Here is a 16933-nt window from a genome sequence, read left to right as displayed (position 1 = left end):
TATGGACTGCGGGAGTGATGCGGCCGGCTTGCAGCGGGATAGCGCGGGGGTGGCGTGTCCGGCGTGTGACGGGTTGTGGACCCATGGGACTCCTATGATCGGTTCGTGCGCGTGCGCCTGCTGGGCCCGGTGGACGTGGTGGACGCCGCCGGGCTGCCGATCGCCATCGGCAGCCCCACACAGCGGCTGCTGCTGGCCATCCTCGGATCGCGCGTGGGGGACGTGGTGCCTCCCGCGCGTCTGGTCGATGCCGTGTGGGGGGAGTCCCCGCCGCCGTCGGCCGAGGCGACGCTGCGCTCCTACATCTCGAGGCTGCGCCGGGTCCTCGGGGACGCGCTGCCGACCCATCCCGGCGGGTGGTCGCTGCGGCTCGCCCCGGAACAGGTCGACATCGCCGTCTTCGAGCGTCTGCTGCGGCTGTCCGGGCAGGTCCAGGACGCGTCCGCGCGGCTCGCCGCGTTGGACGACGCGCTCGCCCTCTGGCGGGGCCCGGCCTTCGGCGAGCTGACCGACGACCCGGCGCTGCGACCGGTGGCGGTGCGCCTCGGCGAGGCTCGCGGCGCGGCGCGCGAATCCCGGGCCGCGCTGCTGCTGGCGGTCGGGCGCCCGGCCGAGGCGGTCGGTGCCGCGGAGGAACTGCTCGCCGAGTACCCGTGGCGGGAGGGCGCCTGGGGGACCCTCCTCGGGGCGCTGAGCGGTTCCGGGCGGGCCGTCGAGGCCGCGGACGCCTACCGCCGGGCGCACGCGGCCCTGGCGGAGGTGGGCCTCGAACCGGGCCCGGCGCTGCGCGCGGCCCAGGCCGTGGCGCTGTCCACGGCAGCCCCCACCGCCGCCCCCACAGCGGCCCCCGCCCCTGAAAGGGCTGAGCCGACAGGTTCCGGCCCAGCCGGCCCAGCCGGCCCAGCCGGCCCGGCTGGGCCGGCTGGCTCGGGACGGCGCCGTCGGCCTCGCCGGCCCGTCACGTCCCTGCTGGGCCGGGAGGCTGACACGGCCGCGGTCTGCGACCTGCTCGCGTCGGCCCGGCTGGTCACCATGTTCGGGCCGGGCGGGGTCGGCAAGACGCGGCTGGCGCTGTACCTCGCCGACCGCCTCGCGGACAGGTTCCCGCACGGCGTCCTGATGGTGGAGCTGGCGACCGTCGCCGACCCGACCGCCGTCCCCGCGTTCGTCGCGGACGCGCTGGGCATGCGCGGCGCCGACGGCGACGCCGGTGCCGCCCTCGAAGCCGCCGCCGAGCTTGACGCGCTCGTGATCCTGGACAACTGCGAGCACGTGGTGGCCGCGGCCGCCGCCGTCGCATCGGCTCTGGTCGAGAACGGTCGCGGTGTGCGCGTGCTGGCGACGAGCCGCGAGCTGCTCGGCGTGGACGGCGAGCACTGCTGGCCGGTACGCCCGCTGCGCGTCGACGGCCCGGACGCACCCGCGCACGCCCTGTTCTGGGACCGCGTCCGAGCCGCCTGCCCGGCGCCGGTTCCGGGGGCCGGACCGGCCTCGGACGGAGACCTCGAGGCGGCCGACCGCATCGTCCGGAGGCTGGACGGCCTGCCGCTCGGCATCGAGATGGCGGCCGCGCGCAGCGGCACGATGTCCCTGCCCGAGCTCGCCGACCGGCTCGAGGACCACCTCGGCCTGCTCCGGGACGTCCGCCGGGTGGGAACGCCGCGCCACCGCACGCTCGCCGACGTGGTCGGCTGGTCGGTCTCGCTGCTGGACGCGCCGCACCGCGCGATGCTGCGGACCATGGGCGCGTTCGCGGGCCCGGTGAGTCCCGTGGACGTCGCCGCGCTGGCGGGCCTGCCCGAACCGGAGACGCTGGATCTGCTCGACGCCCTGGTGGCCCGGTCGCTGGTGGTCGTCGATCCGTCCCGGGTACCGGCCCGCTACTCGCTCCTGGAGATCATCCGCGAGTACGCGCGACGGCAGCTCGGCGCGTCCGACGCCGTGCTGCGTCAGGAACACGCCCGGTACATCCTCGCCGAGGTGCGGGCCGCGGACGCGGTCCTGCGCACCCCGCGGGAAGCGGCGGGGCACAGCCGGATCACCGACCTGATGGTCGAGGCCCGCGCTGCCCAGACATGGGCGCTGCGCGAAGATCCCCCGCTGGCCGTGGAGATCGCGGCCGGCATGCACGTGTTCGCGATGACGCGGCTGCGGGTCGAGCCGTTGCACGCCGCGGTGGAACTCGTCCGCTCGCTCGGGCTGCACCCGCCGCCGGGCGGCGAGCCCCACCGGCTGGCGGACCTGGTGTCGGATCTCGCCGCGGGCCTGCCACCCGGCGTGACGGCGGGGGCCGCGGCGACCACCCTGGCCACGGCGGCATGCTGGTACGTCAGCGCCGGTGAACTCGAGCTCGCCGTGGCCTGTGCACAGCGCGGACGGCTGATCGCCGGTGACGCGCCCGAACGCCGGTTCCCGCTCGAACTGCTCAGCGACACCGCCTCCTACCAGGGCCGGATCGGCGAGGCCGTCGACCACGGCTGGGAGCTCGTCGCCGCGGCGCGGTCCTGCGCCGACCCGCACGCCGAGGTGGCCGGGCTGCTCAACGTGGCGATCGCGCACGCCTACGCGGGGCACGCCGAGGACGGCCGGGCCGCCCTCAGCCAGGCCCCCGCGGGGCCGCTCGCGCCGTCCGAGCTCGGCTGGCTGGCCTACGGCGAGGCCGAGCTGATCCTTGACCGCGACCCGGACCGCTGCCTGCGGCTGCTCGACCGCGCGGTCGCCCTGGCGGATTCGGTCGACAACCCCTACCTGGGCGGGGTGGCACGGGTGTCCGCGGTGTCCGTCCGGGCCCGCTGCGGTGACCCGCAGCAGGCCGTCGAGGCTTTCGCGCAGGTGCTGCGACACTGGCGCGACCAGTATGCGCTGACCCACCTGCTGACAACGTTGCGTAACCTCGTCGTGCTCTTCCAACGCCTCGGCCGGCCGCGGCCGGCGGCGCGGCTGCTCGGCGCCGTCACCTCGCAGGCGGTCAAGCCGAGCTACGGCGCGGAGGCCGCGATGCTCGCGGGAGCCGACAGCTGGGTGGACGACGCCCTCGGCTTCGCCGCCGCCACCGCCGAACGCGCCGCCGGAGCCACCCGCACCGTCATCGCCGCCACCGAGACAGCCCTCGACGACCTGGCTGACATCACCGCGGAGATCCGCGGCGGCTGAGCGGGTCCACAGACGTCCATGGACCCCCTCACCCGCCACACATCGTTCCGCCTGCCCTGGCAGGGGCCTGGCTCGGCTTCACAGAGCCGGTAGGCGTGTCGTGGGTGCGTCGGGTCAGCGGGGGCGGGCTGCGAGCAGGCGCAGGGCGAGGGTGCCGGCGGCGGTGAGGGCGGCGGCGGTCGCGACCTCCCGGGGCAGCCGGTGCCGGGCCTCGTTCTGGATCGCCTCGTGGAACCGGTCGAAACGGGCGGGCCAGGGGCTCGAACCGACGAAGTAACGGCCCACCTTGTCGGTGTCGGGCAGGCAGGCGCCGACCATGCCGGCGAGCACCCCGATCCGGCGGTCCGCCGGCGCCGCGGCCGTCAGCAGCGCCATCGCGGCGAGGCCGGCCACGCCGTCCTTGCGGGCGATCGGCAGCCATTCGGACTCGGTGCCGGGCCCGGTGCCCCAGTGCGGCAGCGCGTCCATCACGAGGTGGGAGAGGAAGCCCGCGGCCAGCGCCGGCCCCAGCCTGGGCACGGCCATACCGACGAACGCGCCGGCACCGACATGCGAACTGATGATCATTGGCCGCTCCTGCTCACCTGGTCGAGACGGGTACTGGCCTGGTTCCCAGGCATGGTTCCACCTTGTCCCCGGCCCCGGCGGGCGCCGCACCGGGGTCCGCCGGGTGCCATGCCGGGGTCCGGCGGGCGCTGCTCCGGGGTGCGTCCACACGCCCCCGCCCGCCGAGCCGCGGCGCCGTGGCCTGAGACTGTCGGGAAAGTTGTGCCCGTTGGACTCCGGACAGTCCGCACGGCACGTAGCATCTGCATGCATAGCGCAGTGGTGTGGTATCTGTGGCTGGAACTCCAGCTTGTACCGGGCCGGCATGGTCGACACGGTGTGACTGGACAAATCGAAGATGGCGGGTTGACCGGGCCAGTGACAGGGCCGGGGGTCGGAAGGTGAGGCGTGACGGCCATCCCTCGCAGACGTGTGCTCACCGGCACCAGCACGTGCAGCCGCAGGCGTGCGTGCACTGGCATCTGCACACCATCCTATGGCCGGGCGCTTCCGGTGCCGTCCCGGCCCCATCCACGACCCCGCCCGAGCCGGGCAGCGGTGGGCGCTGGTGTCGCCACCCCGCTGCCGGGGCCTCCCGATCCGCACGCCGCCGTCCGTGCCACCGGCGTCCCGGCCGCCCCCGGCCGGGATGTCTAGGCGGATCTCGCATATGCGTGTGACCGACTCCCTCGCGACGGCAGTCGAATACCCGGACACCCCCGCGGGGGCGATCGTCTCGGTTGCCTGGCGGATAGAGGGCGCCGGCCGTGTCGTCGGCGGGCTGCTGCCGCGCGGCCATCCCGACGGCGGCACGCTGGGCAAGCGGATTCTGCGCGGAGAACGCATCTGGGCCGCCGAGATGCTCCCCTGGGAGCAGGAGATCTCCGCGGAGATGAGCCTGGTTGAGCCCGGGCCGCCCGGCAGCCCGGCCCGGATCATCGTGCACGGCCCGTCCGGCGACATCGTCGGCTACCTGGACCAGCCCGGGCTTCCCTCCGGGCGCCTCCAGCGGCTCACGACGGGCCTGAGCCGCGACGCGCGGCAGGTGCGGATCCGCGCCGGCGGACGGGTGTGGTGGGTACGCGCCACTCATTTGTTCGGCGTGCGCGTGATGCGCGACTCCGGTGTCCTCGTCTACGCCACCAGAGGGCTACACGCGGAGTTCGAGCCGGTGGCGGACTCGCTGGACATGAGCGTCGTGCTGCTGACGCTCGCGTCCATCCCCAGTTCCGCCTACGCCCCGATCCTGGGGTTCTGACACAGCGGCGGGCCGAGCCGGGGCCGGGCGGGCCGGGCCCGGCCCGCCCGCTCGGCCCCTCGGTCAGGCGCTGACGATCCGCCGGCCCTCGAAGGCGCGGCCGAGCGTGACCTCGTCGGCCCACTCCAGATCGCCGCCCATCGGCAGCCCGCTCGCCAGGCGGGTGACGGTCAGGCCCATCGGGCCGATCTGGCGGGCCAGGTAGGACGCCGTCACCTCGCCCTCGGTGTTCGGATCCGTCGCCAGGATGATCTCGGTGACGGTCCCGTCGGCGAGGCGGGCCACCAGTTCGCGGATGTGCAGGTCGTCCGGCCCCACACCGCCGATCGGATTGATGGCCCCGCCGAGGACGTGGTACTTGCCGCGGAACTCACGGGTCCGCTCGATCGCGACGACGTCCTTCGACTCCTCGACCACGCAGATGGACGTTGGATCACGCCGCGGGTCGGAACAGATCCGGCACAGCTCTGACTGGGCCACGTTGAAGCAGATCCGGCAGAACCGAACCTTTTCCTTCAGCTCGGTCAACGCGCTGGCGAGCCGGCGGACATCGGCCGGGTCCGCGGCGAGCAGATGGAACGCGATGCGCTGCGCGCTCTTGGGACCGATCCCCGGGAGCTGCCCCAGCTCGTCGATCACATCCTGGACGATGCCCTCGTACACGGCGCCGGCTGACTCAGCCGAGCCCGGGAATACCCAGGCCGCCCAGCGCCCCGCCACCCGGCAGCGCCCGGGCCGCGCCGGGACCACCGCCGACCGCGCCACCGGCCGGCCCGCCGAGCCCTCCGACGGCGCCACCGAGACCGCCGAGCGCGCCACCGAGACCGCCGGTCGCCGCGTTCATCTTCTCGGCCGCGAGCCGGTGCGCGTTGGTGGTGGCGTCACGCACCGCCGCGAGGATGAGATCGGCGAGGGTCTCGGTGTCCTCGGGGTCCACGGCCTCGGGCTTGATCACGAGGTCGACCAGCTCACCGCCGCCGTTCACCGTCGCGACGACGAGCTCGCCACCGGCCGAGCCTTCGACCCGGGCCTCGGCCAGCTCCTGCTGGGCGGTGAACAGGGCGGACTGCATCCGCTGCGCCTGCTCGAGGATCTGCCCCAGGTTGGCCCCGCCACCAGCGGGGATCTGCGGGTTCGACATGACCATGAGCCTACGTGCCGCCGGGCCCCGAACCGGCGTCAGCCACCCGTACTGCCCACCCGAACCGCCCACCCGGCCCGCTCGGTCACCCACCGGCGTTCGTCCGTCAGCCGGACTGCTCGATCACCGTCGCGCCCAGACTCGTGCGGAGCAGGGCCACGGCCGCGTCCTCGCCGCCCCGGGCCCCGCCGAGCTGGGTCGGCGCGTCCTCGTCGTCGAGCGAGACCTCGTCCGGCGCGGTGTCCGTGGCGGACATCGACGCCGCCGCCACGGGGGCACCCCCCGCCCGCGCCGCGCCCGCCGCACCCGCCGCTCTCGGTCCCCCACCGGGACCGGTCGACGTCCGAGTGGAGCCGTTGAGGCCGGTTCTTGCGCTCACCGCCGCCCGCGCCGCGGCGAGCCCGGCCTCCGCGGTGCCCGGGCGGGGGGCGGCGACGGCGGTGGAGCCCACACCGGCCCCCGCGGCCGCGCTGCTCACGCTCGCGTTTCCCAGGCTGGCTGTGGCCGTCGCCGAGTGGAGGCCGGCCGGCGGGCGGGGGAGGCCGTCCTGCGCCGCTGGGCCGGAGGACCCGGCGTACGCCATGGACGCCGGCGCGGCGGAGACACCTGAGGGAGCGGGGACACCTGAGGGAATGGAGGAAGCCGGGAGGGCGGCCCCTGGGGCTGCCGAGCCGTGGCTCTCGACGGCTCCCGCCGCGGACCAGCCGCCGGGAGCGCCCGCGTTCACCGGATAACCGCTGGGCCGCTGCGGGGCCACCGCCTCCGCGGACCAGCCGCCACCGGCCTGCTCGGCCGGCCCCCGCTGGCCGCCACCCGGACCGCTCTGACCACCCGACCCGCCCGGGCCACTGGGACCGCCATAGCCGCCCGGCCCGCCGCTGCCGGGCCCCCCGCGCGGTGCCTGGGGACGGCCTCCCGAGGACCCGGGGCCACCGCCGATCGTGACCCGCCATGTCCCACCGAACTTCTCAGCCAGCAGGGTTGCGAGGATCTCGACGTTGTTCCCCTGGCCGAACATCTTCGCCATGGCCGGTGCGGAGAAGGCGAGGACGACCTCGTCCCCGCGGACCTCGGCGACCGAGGCGTAGTCCTTGAGGATCGCGTGGGTGCGCCGGCTGCGCTGGACGGCGAGCGCGAGCACCTCGTCCCAGCGGGCGTTCAGGGCCGCCGCGTCGAGCCTGCCCCCGCCGGTGGCCGCGGCAGCCGGCATCGTGGGCCGTGCGGCCGAAGCCGGCCGGGCCGCCTGGGTGTGCGCCGCCGGCGCCGGGGCGTGTGCCGCGGCCACGGCCGGCGCGGGCATCCGCGGGCCGGTATCCCCGGCCGTCGGGGCGGCGGTGACACCGGCCCCGGAACCATTCGCGCCGCGAGGAACCTCGCGGCCCGCGGCCTGCCCGTGAGCGCCGTCAGCGGCGCCACCGAACCCCGTGCCGCCGGGCCCCCCGTCAGCGGGCCGGGCGCCACCGAACCTCGCGTCGGCGGGCGTCGCACCACCGACCTCGGCGCCGCCGGCCGGGGCCGTGCCGGCACCGGCTCCGCCGCCGACCACCGCTCGGCGCTCCAGCCGCTCGAGCCGGACGGCGAGCGCGGCCGGATCCCCGGCGGCGCCCGGGAGGAGGGCGCGGGCGAGGATCAGCTCCAGCAACAGCCGTGGGCTCGCCGTCCCGCGCATCTCGACCAGACCCGCGTGCAGGACGTCGGCCGTCCGGGAGAGCTCGACCGGCCCGATCCGGCCGGCCTGGGCGCGCATCCGGTCCACCTGGTCCGTGGAGAACGCCTCGAGCAGGCCGCGTTCCACCGCGTCCGGCACCGCGGCGACCACGATGAGATCACGGAGCCGATCGAGCAGGTCGGTCGCGAACCGGCGTGGATCGTGACCGGAGGAGACCACACTGTCGACCACGGTGAACAGCGCGGCGCCGTCGCGTTCGGCGAGGGCGTCCACAGTCTCGTCGAGCAGGATGCCGTCCGTCATGCCCAACAGCGCCACCGCGCGCTCGTAGCTGAGCCCGCCGTCGYCGGCGCCGGCCAGAAGCTGGTCGAGAACGGAGAGCGAATCCCGGACGGAGCCCGCGCCCGCCCGCACCACCAGCGGGAGCACCGACGGCTCGACGACCACGCCTTCCTGCGCGCAGATCGACTCCAGGTGCTTGCGGAGCACACCAGGAGGCACCAGACGGAAGGCGTAGTGGTGCGTCCGGGACCGGATCGTCGCGATGACCTTGTCCGGCTCGGTGGTGGCGAAGACGAACTTCAGGTAGGACGGCGGCTCCTCGACGACCTTCAGCAGCGCGTTGAACGCCGCCGCCGTGACCATGTGCGCCTCGTCGACCACGAACACCTTGAACCGGGCGGACGCCGGCGCGAAGAAGGCGCGTTCCCGCAGGTCACGGGCATCGTCGACGAGCCCGTGCGAAGCGGCGTCGATCTCGGTGACGTCCATCGAGGAGCCGGTGCGGATGGAGACGCACTGATCGCACACCCCGCACGGCTCCGGGGTCGGCCCCTTCTCGCAGTTCAGGGAGGCCGCCAGGATCCGGGCGGACGAGGTCTTCCCGCAGCCGCGCGGGCCGCTGAACAGGTAGGCGTGGTGCAGCCGCCCGGAGCGCAGCGCGTGCCCCAGTGCCTCCGTGACGTGCTCCTGGYCGACAACCTGGGCGAACGTCGCGGGGCGGTACCTGTTGTACAGCGCTGTGCTCACTCGCCTGCTCCGGATGCTCGAGATGATCGTCCGAACGAGGAGGACCCCCCGCACACCCGCCAGAGCCCGCTTACCCTTGCTGCCTTCCGGCCCTGGGGGAGTTCACGAGGGTAGCGCCGCACGAGGGGTCTGCTGGGCAGTCTAGCGGTCCGCCGGCGATCGGGGACGGGAGGGTCCGGTGCCCGCCTGTGACCCCGTTCGCGCCCCCGGTGACCCCACTCGGGCCCGCCGTCGGATAGGCTCCCCCACGGAGGATTCGCCTAGTGGCCTAGGGCGCACGCTTGGAAAGCGTGTTGGGGGCAACCCCTCGAGAGTTCGAATCTCTCATCCTCCGCCGTCTGCTCGTGGGAACGATCGACCGGTTCCCCTTGCTGCGCAAGGAATTTCCGCCGTCCGGAGTCGCTTCCGGCTCGCCCGATGATCCATGTGGGCACGGTGTGGGCATGTTCGCACGCTTCCGGGGGATCGCGGCAGCAACCGTTTCCGCGGTCTGCGACCCGGACGACCGCAGCAGATGCGTGTACAGGTTCCCTGTGATGGCCGTCGAGCTGTGCCCCAACCGCTTCGATACCAGCGTGATGTCGACCCCCTCGGCGAGGTGGATTGACGCACTGCTGTGCCGCAGATCGTGCAACCGGCGCCGGGACAGCAGACTCCGCCCGATCTCGTCGCCCACCCGCACCGCCACGGGGAGAGGCTCAGCGAGGAACAGCCGCGCCCGCGTGCCGCTCAACCCCTGGGCACGTTCGATCACTATCTCGCCGATGGGCTCCCGGTCCCTGTACAACTGCCACACCCCGGCTGGATCGCAGTAGCGGACCCCGGCGACGAGCTCGACTGTCCCTGCCTCGGCGTCGACCCGCACGGTTGTGCACAGCCCGGCCTGTCGGGCGATCTGCTGCATCCGCCGAGTCACGTCCCGCGGTCGCAGGTATCGCCCGTCCGGCTCGGTGAACATCAGACCCGACAGTGCCACCTGTGTGCCGTGCTGGTCAGGAAGGGTGCCGTTCGACCACCCCGACCCGAACAGCCCCCGCTCGGCATCCTGGGCGAGCCTGTGTGCCAGTAGAGAACCGAGCGTGGCGCCGTCGAGGTGGACCTTCCGTCGGCCGCTGCGTGTCTTCGGTGGCCACACCCCGATCACGCCATTGGCGTCGGTGATCTGCTGTGTGATCGCGAGTACGCCGAGCACGGCGTCCAGGCCGGTCCACCTCGCCCCGCACGCCTCACCCCGGCGCACACCGTGGATGGCGATCAGTTCCCACATCGCGGCGTGCCGGTCGGTGGCGGCCGCGTCCAGGAACGCGCCGACCTCCTTGGCTTCCCAGGGCTCGACTTCTGGCGTTGAGTACTCCGGCAGCTCGACCGCGTCAGCCGGGTTGAACGAGATGAGCCGTTGAACCACTGCGGCGGACAGCGCAGATTTCAGCATGGCGTGCACGTCGCTGAGGGTCGCGGGGCCGACCGGCCGGCGCCGGCCTGGGTTCGTCTCCTCGATGCGGCGATACGCGGTGTCGATGTGGTGGGAGCGAAGTGYGGTGAGCGGGACGTCGCCGAGGTAGGGCTTGATGTGCAGGCGGATGTACTGGGCGTACCGCCGTTGGGTCGTTGGCCGGAGCTTCCGCTTGCCGGGTAGCCACTGCTCGTCGAGGTAGGTCCCGACGGTCAGCCCTCCGATGGCCTGTTGCCCGGCGCGTACCCGTGTGACCGCCTTCTCGCCCTCCGATTCGGCTTCCTCCCGGCTCGCATATCCGGAACCGCGCAGGTACTGCTTGCCGACGAGCGCGACCAGATCATCAGGCACCCGCAGCCGGTAGGACCACGCGCCGTGTCCGACCTGGCGAAGTCGAGGGCACTGCTTCCCGAGCTGCTTGCCGTCTTCGCCGCGGCACCCGCACCGCTTCTCGGTTTTGATCTTCATGCGGGTGTACCTGCCTCGTCCGGTAGATCGGCAGGTGGAAGAAACCCCGCCGAGATCATGTCCTTTCGAAGGACGTCGAGCGCGGTGCGTATCGCCTGCGCCCTGCCCCGTTCTGCCGTGGCGGTCGCGCGTACGGCGTCCTGTAGGGGCCCGGCGGGCAGATGGCCGGCCCGGTGTTCCTGCTCGTCGGCGCGCTGCTGCGCCTCCCGCTCCTCACGTAGATACAGGTAGTACTTCCGGTAATGGGCGACGGGCGTTTCCGTCTGTTCAGGGCATGCGCCGGTGATCCATTCGAAGGCATCCCACGTCGGGCGGATTCGTCCTGGCGGCATCTCGACTTCGTCGGCGTAACCCACCGGGCATAGGAGCTGCGCCGGTGCGACATCCAGCGCGGCGGCGAACGCGATCAGCTCGGCGATCGTCACGGACCCGCGGCGCCCACCCTCCAGGTTGGCGATCACGGATCGGTGTACCGGCAGGCCGAGTCGAGCGCAGGCGTCCGAAAGCTCGGCCGCACTCATGTCTTGCGCCTGGCGGTGCCGTCGGACCTCGCCGATGACCATCGTTGTCTGCCGCTGGCGCCAATCCTCTTCTGCCATGGCAGCAGAGACGCGCCGCTCATCTTCTGTCATGACAGCAGACTGTAGCTGATCGTTGACACGGAGCAGCACGTGATGGCACTCTCTGACGCGGATCAACTTCTCTGAGTATCCACCCGGGAGACTTGTCGTGACTGTGAAGAAAGCGGCAATCCGTCGCCGTTGGACCGAATCTGAGGTCCTTGCGCTGGGAGTCCAGACGGACCTGGTGACGGCGAGCGAGATCCTCGGCTTCAGCCGGAGCAAGGCATACCAGCTCGCCAGGGCAGGGGAATTCCCCGTACCGGTCATCCGAACCGGAGGCCAGTACACGGTGCCGACAGCGCCACTGCGCGCTGCTCTCGGCATCGGAGGCGGCTCGTCGCTCGTCCCCGCATGAATGCCCACAACGACGAACGGCGCCCGGCCAGGGGCGCCGTTCCGGTCGAAATTCACTGGATTGGGGAAATCGACCTATGCTGAGCCTACATTCGTCCCATGCARCTCGCTACGCACCACGCTGCATAGGACCAGAGGATAGCCGCCGGCAGGTCCCGCTCGTATGCGGAACCTGTGGCGCCCCAGTCATTACGGTGACGCCCCAAGTAACCGGCGATGAGCTGTGGCACACCGCCGCCGGCAGCACCATCCACCCCTGCACCGTCAGGGCGCCCGTCGCGATCGTGCACGTCGACAGCGCCCGAGCGCAGATCCACCCCCGGGCAGGTGCCGAGCAGGCCGTGAGCGTGGCCCTCGGAGGCACGCTCACCGGGCCGGCCGTCGCGCTCCCCCGGGTGCTGGCCCGGCTCGTTGCCGCCGGGGTGGTCATGGTTTTGCCCGCGGACGTCGCGGCCCGCGTCCGGCTCCACGCGGCGACCGGCCGGCCGTTGCGCTCCCGCCGCAGCGAACACGGTCACGAGCTGCGACGCCTGAGTCGCCGGAGGGCGAACCGGTGACCATGACGGCGCTCCTCCCGGAGCTGGAAGACCCCATGAAGGCACCGCAGGTTGACCCGGAGCGGGTTGTCCTCGGTCTGATGATGATCGACGCTGCTACCGCAAAGGACATGAAGGACCGTCTGACGGAAGCGGACTTTTCGCTTCCGGCGCACGGGATCACCTTCACGACTATCTGCGATCTTGCAAATAGAGGATCTTCGGTCGACCGGCAATCGGTACTGGTCGAGCTCGGAAAGCGTGCGAAAGCGGAATATGCCACACCCGGGTACGGGATCTCCTTCGCTGACCTCGATTCCTGGCAGGAAGCCGCACCGTCACCAGGGATGGCGGGCCACTTCGCCGACCAGGTCAGGAAAGCGGCCGACCTCCGGCGGGCGCGGGAGGCGCTGGTGTCCGCACGGGCCGCGCTGGACAACGGCAGGGACCCTGCCGAGGCGGTGAAGGAGGCGGCGTCAAAACTCGGCGGGCTCATCGAGCGGGAGGGACAGGCCGCGGGAAGGCCCGCCACCACGCTGACACAAGCCGACGAGACTGCGTTCTGGGAGGCGCGGCCGTCGCTAACCCATGTGCGGGCGTTCGCCCGCGGCCGGATGGCATCGCCGTGGGCCACACTCGGCGCCGTTCTCGTCCGGGTGCTGTCCCAGATGGACCCGAAGTACGTCCTGCCTCCCATCATCGGTAGCTGCGCTTCGCTGAACCTTTTCCTGGCGATCGTCGCGCGGTCGGGGAACGGCAAGGGAGCGGCGATGGGTGCAGCCCAGGAGGCCTACACGTTGCCGGACGAGGTAACGCCATGGCCCATCGGCACCGGGGAAGGGCTCGCCAGCGTATTCGTCCGCTACAAGGCGGGTGACGATGGCAAGCCGGCGATCGACCTGCACACAACGACGGCGATTGTCGTCGTCAACGAGGTCGACCGGCTTGGCGCTCTCAAGGAGCGCCAGGGTGCGACAATCATGTCCACGTTGCGGGAAGCGTGGATGGGCGAGTCTCTGGGTGCGCTCAACCGCGGTGAGCCGCTGAGAACTGGCAATCACACCTACCGGCTAGGTCTGGTCGTAGGGGTACAGCCCGAGAACGCCGGTCCGCTGCTGGCGGGTAAAGAGGCATCGGGGGGAACTCCTCAGCGGTTCCTGTGGCTACCGGGGACCGATCCGACGATTCCCGACGAGACTCCGTCGACTCCCAAGCCGCGTGCCTGGAAAGTGCCCGAGTGGACGACCGAAGCTCCGGGTTTTGCCCCCGGCCGGTATGTGCTCGACGTCTGCCCCACAGCCGTATCGATGATCAGGCGGGCGTATATCCAGCGACAGCGAGGCGAGGGTGACGCGCTCGACGGCCACGCGCTGCTCTGCCGGTTGAAGGTGGCCGCGGCGCTCGGTCTCCTCGACGGTCATACCCAGGTGACTGACGAGGACTGGGAGCTGGCCGGGGCCGTGATGGCCGTGTCGGATCGGACACGCGCGTTGGTGGTCGAGAAGCTGCGGGAGGCCGACTCGGCGCGGAACCAGGCTCGTGCCGTGGCCAGCGCCGAGCGTTCGGTGATCGTTGCGGATCGGACCGATGAGGACCGGGTGCGGAAGGCATGCCGGGCGATCTCGGATCGTCTCGGGCGGGAAACCGGCTGGCTCTCTCATTCGGATCTGCGTACGGCTACACGTCGTCACCGTGACTACTTCGACGAKGCGATCGGCCGGCTGATCGCTCATGGCGAGGTCAAGTCGGAAGAGATCGAATACAACGGTCAGCCCGGGCGGCAGTACCGCCGCCGGGCCACCCTCGGCTAAGGGGTGGACAGGGGTGGACGCCGTCCATCCCTCGGGGCCTCTCAGCACCCCTCCGGTGAACAAAGAGTCCCTGTACCGCAGCATCTTCTATCTGTCGATCATCCGCTGTTCTCCCCGCAAGGGGTGGCGGCCACCCCTTCGCGGTCAGCCCTGACGACGGGGCGTCCACCTGTCCACCGGCGTCTACGAGCCCCGGTGGATGGGGCACTGCGTACCACCCCTGACCCCGACCAGAACGGTCACGCAATGTAAGCGGGCCGGGTCCGGCGATCTCAGCGCCGGCCCGGCCCTTGACCCCACCCCTTGTCAGACAAGGAGCAGGACCCATGCGCAGCATTCCACCCACGGGCGCCGGCAGGCCGGCAAGCCCCCACCCGGCCGGCAACCCGCCGGCCCTGGCCCGGCCTGCCGTCGAGCCGGGCGCACGCCGGTACACGGCCGGTATCCCCGCTGAGCTGCTCGTCCCCACTCCGGGCGAGCTGGACCAGGCGCGGGCCCGGCTCGCCCGCCTCCCCAGCTTCTCCGGGGAGATGTTGCTCGGGATATCCGCCTCGTCCCGGCTCGGTTCGATCGTGGGCGGGTTGGTCCGCGGTGACGTCGACTGGGTGGCGGAGAACCTCCGGTACCTGCTCGCCTTCGACCAGGCCGCGCGGGCGGAGGGCCGGCTGTGAGCGCGCAGACGCACGAAGGGCTCCTCGTCCCCGGCCCGTGTGCCGCCCCCGTACAGGCGCCGGACCCCACCCCGAAGCCGCAAGCTGCGCCGGTAGCCGCCGAGCCAACGGCGGTCGAGGTCGAGGAGCACGAGCCGGTCACGGTCGACCAGCCGAGCGACCCGGCCAGCGAGCCCCGGCCGTGGGAGATGCCCACAGTCCGCCGGCCGGTCATCGCACCGTGGGTACGCGACGTCCGCCAGCTTCGCCGGGCGACGTGGTGGGCCGTCGAGGAGGCGTTGCACCCGATCGCGTTCCACGCGGCTCGCACGCACCTGTACGCCGGTCGTCTCGCGGCGGGCAGTCCCCGCGGTGCTGCGCGCACGGTCCGGGCCCTGGTGCGGTGGACGGGCGACGTCGAGGGGCGGGAGCGCCTTCAGGGCACCGACCGGGCCGACAGCCCGGTGTACCTGGCGTTGTCCCGGCAGCGCGACGAGCGGGTCAAGCGCCGGGCGCCGGTGACCGGTGCCGCGCTGCTCGCCAGCGGGGTCGGTGAGGGCCTGCTCTACGCCTACGAGCCGGCTCTGTTCGGGCTGACGACGACGGCCGGGGTGCTGGCCTTGGGCGCTGTCGGGCGGCGCCGGGACCGGCCGATCCTGGACAGCCCCGTCACCGGGTCCGGGTATGCGCCGAAGCTGACCAGCGACGTCGTGGAACGTGCGCTTGCGGCGTGCGGGCTGCCGGCGACCATCGCTAAGCAGATCAGCGAGAAGGGGTTGGAGTGGGTCGCGCCGATCCAGGTCGACGGGCCAGGTTGGCGGGCCGAGTTCGACCTTCCCTACGGGGTGACCGTCGCCGAGGTCGCGGAGAAGCGCGACAAGCTCGCGTCGGGGCTCCGCCGTCCGCTGGGCGCGGTGTGGCCGGAGCCGGAGACCGAGGCGCATCCCGGCCGGATGGTGCTGTGGGTGGGTCGGGAGACGCTCGCCCGGTCGAAAGCCCCGGAGTGGCCGCTGTTGCACCGGGGCACGGCGAACATTTTCGAGCCGTTGCCGTTCGGGTTCGATCAGCGGTTGCGGCCGGTGTCGATACCGCTGATCTTCGACAGCATTCTGATTGGCGCGATGCCCCGGTACGGCAAGACGATGGCGCTGCGGGTGCTGCTCCTGGCCGCCGCGCTCGACCCGTTCGTGAAGCTCTACATCTACGAGCTGAAGGGCACCGGGGACCTGTCGTCGCCCGGCGAGCAGGTCGCGCACCGGTATGCCTCCGGGGCCGGCACGCCCGCGTTGGAGGCGTGCATGGAGGGGCTGCGGGAGGTGTACGCCGAGCTGGAACGCCGCTCGGACCTGATCCGGGGCCTGCCGAAGCAGGTATGYCCGGAGAACAAGGTGACCCCGGAGCTGTCCCGGAGGGTCGGCGGTCTACAGCCGCTCGTGCTGGCGATCGACGAGTGCCAGGAACTGTTCGGACACAAGGAGCTCAAGGAGGAAGCGACGGAGCTGTGCGTGGCCATCATGAAGCGCGGTCCCGCCATGGGGATCATGCTCGCGCTCGCAACGCAGCGCCCCACCAAAGAAAGTCTGCCGCTCGATATCTCGGCGAACATGGGCATCCGGCTGTGCCTACGGGTCGGCGGCCACCTGGAGAACAACATGATCCTGGGCACCGGGATGTCGGCCCGCGGAGTACAGGCGTACACCTTCACCCGCAAGGACAAAGGCGTCTGCTACCTGGCCGGTGTCGAGGACGACCCGATCGTGGCCCGAGGCGCCTACGTCGACGCCCCGGCCGCCGAGCGAGTCGCCGAACGGGCCCGTGCGCTGCGGGCCGCCGCCGGCACGCTGTCCGGGCAAGCGACCGGCGAGATGGTCGAGGTCGACGACCACAGCCCGATGGTCCTGCTCGGCCACGCACTCGAAGCCGTCGAGGGCGAGAAAGCGCACCTCGCGGTCCTGGCAGCCCGGCTCGCCGATTCCTGGCCGGACCGGTACACCGTCGACGGCCCGACTGGGGCGGTGCCGTGGACGGCGCAGCAGCTCGGCGCGTACCTGCGCACGGCCGGTGTGCAGGTCGACGACCAGGTGTGGGCGGCCGGCGTCAAGGGACGGCCGACGAACGCGGCGGGTGTGACCCGCGAGGCGCTGCGCGCGGCCGTCGCGTCTAGGTCCTAGAGCTCTAGGCCTAGGGATGGCCCTAGTAGGGCTTGGTTAGGTGGGGTAGTAACGGCGTGTTGACACCTGCC

General features: G+C 72.2%; 12 protein-coding genes, 1 tRNA gene, 1 other RNA gene and 1 pseudogene. 8 read left to right on the top strand and 7 right to left on the bottom strand.

What is annotated here, in order from left to right; genetic code table 11:
- Nucleotides 1-105 precede the first annotated feature (105 nt).
- Nucleotides 106-3153, top strand: a complete 3048-nt coding sequence (locus tag BBK14_RS03075; protein WP_241831079.1) for an AfsR/SARP family transcriptional regulator — start codon at nucleotides 106-108, stop codon at nucleotides 3151-3153.
- A 114-nt stretch (nucleotides 3154-3267) separates the two neighbouring features.
- Here the strand turns inward: BBK14_RS03075 and BBK14_RS03070 are convergent, their stop codons facing one another.
- Nucleotides 3268-3720, bottom strand: a complete 453-nt coding sequence (locus BBK14_RS03070) for a hypothetical protein (RefSeq protein ID WP_071059700.1) — start codon at nucleotides 3718-3720, stop codon at nucleotides 3268-3270.
- A 649-nt stretch (nucleotides 3721-4369) separates the two neighbouring features.
- Between BBK14_RS03070 and BBK14_RS03065 the strand changes: the two genes are divergently transcribed.
- Nucleotides 4370-4957 carry a hypothetical protein gene (locus BBK14_RS03065; RefSeq protein ID WP_112109023.1) on the top strand — a complete coding sequence of 196 codons (588 nt, stop codon included), beginning with the start codon at nucleotides 4370-4372 and terminating at the stop codon, nucleotides 4955-4957.
- Nucleotides 4958-5020: 63 nt separating this feature from the next.
- On the opposite strand, the gene recR is transcribed toward BBK14_RS03065, so the two are convergent.
- The 4 genes from recR to ffs form a co-directional block, all read right to left on the bottom strand.
- Nucleotides 5021-5620, bottom strand: coding sequence for a recombination mediator RecR (recR, locus tag BBK14_RS03060; protein ID WP_020463975.1), 600 nt, complete (start codon nucleotides 5618-5620; stop codon nucleotides 5021-5023).
- Between the two features lie 13 nt (nucleotides 5621-5633).
- Nucleotides 5634-6098, bottom strand: a complete 465-nt coding sequence (locus tag BBK14_RS03055; protein ID WP_071059807.1) for a YbaB/EbfC family nucleoid-associated protein — start codon at nucleotides 6096-6098, stop codon at nucleotides 5634-5636.
- Nucleotides 6099-6204: 106 nt separating this feature from the next.
- Entirely contained in the window at nucleotides 6205-8796 is a 2592-nt protein-coding gene (locus BBK14_RS03050) for a DNA polymerase III subunit gamma and tau (protein ID WP_071059699.1), read from the bottom strand.
- 36 nt (nucleotides 8797-8832) lie between these two features.
- An RNA gene (ffs, locus tag BBK14_RS03045) (signal recognition particle sRNA small type) lies at nucleotides 8833-8929 on the bottom strand.
- 116 nt (nucleotides 8930-9045) lie between these two features.
- Here ffs and BBK14_RS03040 point away from each other — a divergent pair.
- A tRNA-Ser gene (locus BBK14_RS03040) sits at nucleotides 9046-9130 on the top strand.
- Nucleotides 9131-9367: 237 nt separating this feature from the next.
- Here BBK14_RS03040 and BBK14_RS34490 read toward each other — a convergent pair.
- Both BBK14_RS34490 and BBK14_RS03035 read right to left on the bottom strand, forming a co-directional pair.
- Nucleotides 9368-10717, bottom strand: a pseudogene (locus tag BBK14_RS34490) (site-specific integrase); the annotation flags it as partial.
- The gene (locus tag BBK14_RS03035; protein WP_116429975.1) at nucleotides 10714-11349 is read right to left on the bottom strand and encodes a helix-turn-helix domain-containing protein; all 636 of its coding nucleotides are present in this window, start codon (nucleotides 11347-11349) and stop codon (nucleotides 10714-10716) included. The pseudogene BBK14_RS34490 and the gene BBK14_RS03035, both read right to left, overlap by 4 nt.
- Before the next feature lie 175 nt (nucleotides 11350-11524).
- Here BBK14_RS03035 and BBK14_RS34485 point away from each other — a divergent pair, with 175 nt between their 5' ends.
- The 5 genes from BBK14_RS34485 (at nucleotide 11525) to BBK14_RS03015 (ending at nucleotide 16862) form a co-directional block, all read left to right on the top strand.
- Nucleotides 11525-11695: a helix-turn-helix transcriptional regulator gene (locus BBK14_RS34485; RefSeq protein WP_241831078.1), complete on the top strand. Its 171-nt coding sequence runs from the start codon at nucleotides 11525-11527 to the stop codon at nucleotides 11693-11695.
- Between the two features lie 193 nt (nucleotides 11696-11888).
- A complete protein-coding gene (locus tag BBK14_RS03030; RefSeq protein ID WP_071059697.1) occupies nucleotides 11889-12251 on the top strand; it encodes a hypothetical protein in 363 nt (120 codons plus the stop codon).
- 2 nt (nucleotides 12252-12253) lie between these two features.
- Nucleotides 12254-14041, top strand: coding sequence for a DnaB-like helicase N-terminal domain-containing protein (locus BBK14_RS03025; protein ID WP_241831097.1), 1788 nt, complete (start codon nucleotides 12254-12256; stop codon nucleotides 14039-14041).
- A 326-nt stretch (nucleotides 14042-14367) separates the two neighbouring features.
- Nucleotides 14368-14712, top strand: coding sequence for a hypothetical protein (locus BBK14_RS03020; RefSeq protein ID WP_071059695.1), 345 nt, complete (start codon nucleotides 14368-14370; stop codon nucleotides 14710-14712).
- Nucleotides 14709-16862: an FtsK/SpoIIIE domain-containing protein gene (locus BBK14_RS03015; protein WP_071059694.1), complete on the top strand. Its 2154-nt coding sequence runs from the start codon at nucleotides 14709-14711 to the stop codon at nucleotides 16860-16862. Before BBK14_RS03020 ends, BBK14_RS03015 begins: the two co-directional genes overlap by 4 nt.
- The last annotated feature ends 71 nt before the right edge of the window (nucleotides 16863-16933 follow it).

It is taken from the genome of Parafrankia soli, assembly GCF_001854695.1.
Taxonomy (GTDB): domain Bacteria; phylum Actinomycetota; class Actinomycetes; order Frankiales; family Frankiaceae; genus Parafrankia; species Parafrankia soli.
The sequence above is the reverse complement of the archived record's forward strand: the minus strand, read 5'-3'. Positions and strand labels throughout refer to the sequence as shown.

Coding starts and splice junctions, on each gene's coding strand:
- BBK14_RS03070 (WP_071059700.1), bottom strand. CDS start 3,720: ATGATCATCAGTTCGCATGTCGGTGCCGGCGCGTTCGTCGGTATGGCC.
- BBK14_RS03065 (WP_112109023.1), top strand. CDS start 4,370: ATGCGTGTGACCGACTCCCTCGCGACGGCAGTCGAATACCCGGACACC.
- BBK14_RS03055 (WP_071059807.1), bottom strand. CDS start 6,098: ATGTCGAACCCGCAGATCCCCGCTGGTGGCGGGGCCAACCTGGGGCAG.
- BBK14_RS03035 (WP_116429975.1), bottom strand. CDS start 11,349: ATGACAGAAGATGAGCGGCGCGTCTCTGCTGCCATGGCAGAAGAGGAT.
- BBK14_RS03020 (WP_071059695.1), top strand. CDS start 14,368: ATGCGCAGCATTCCACCCACGGGCGCCGGCAGGCCGGCAAGCCCCCAC.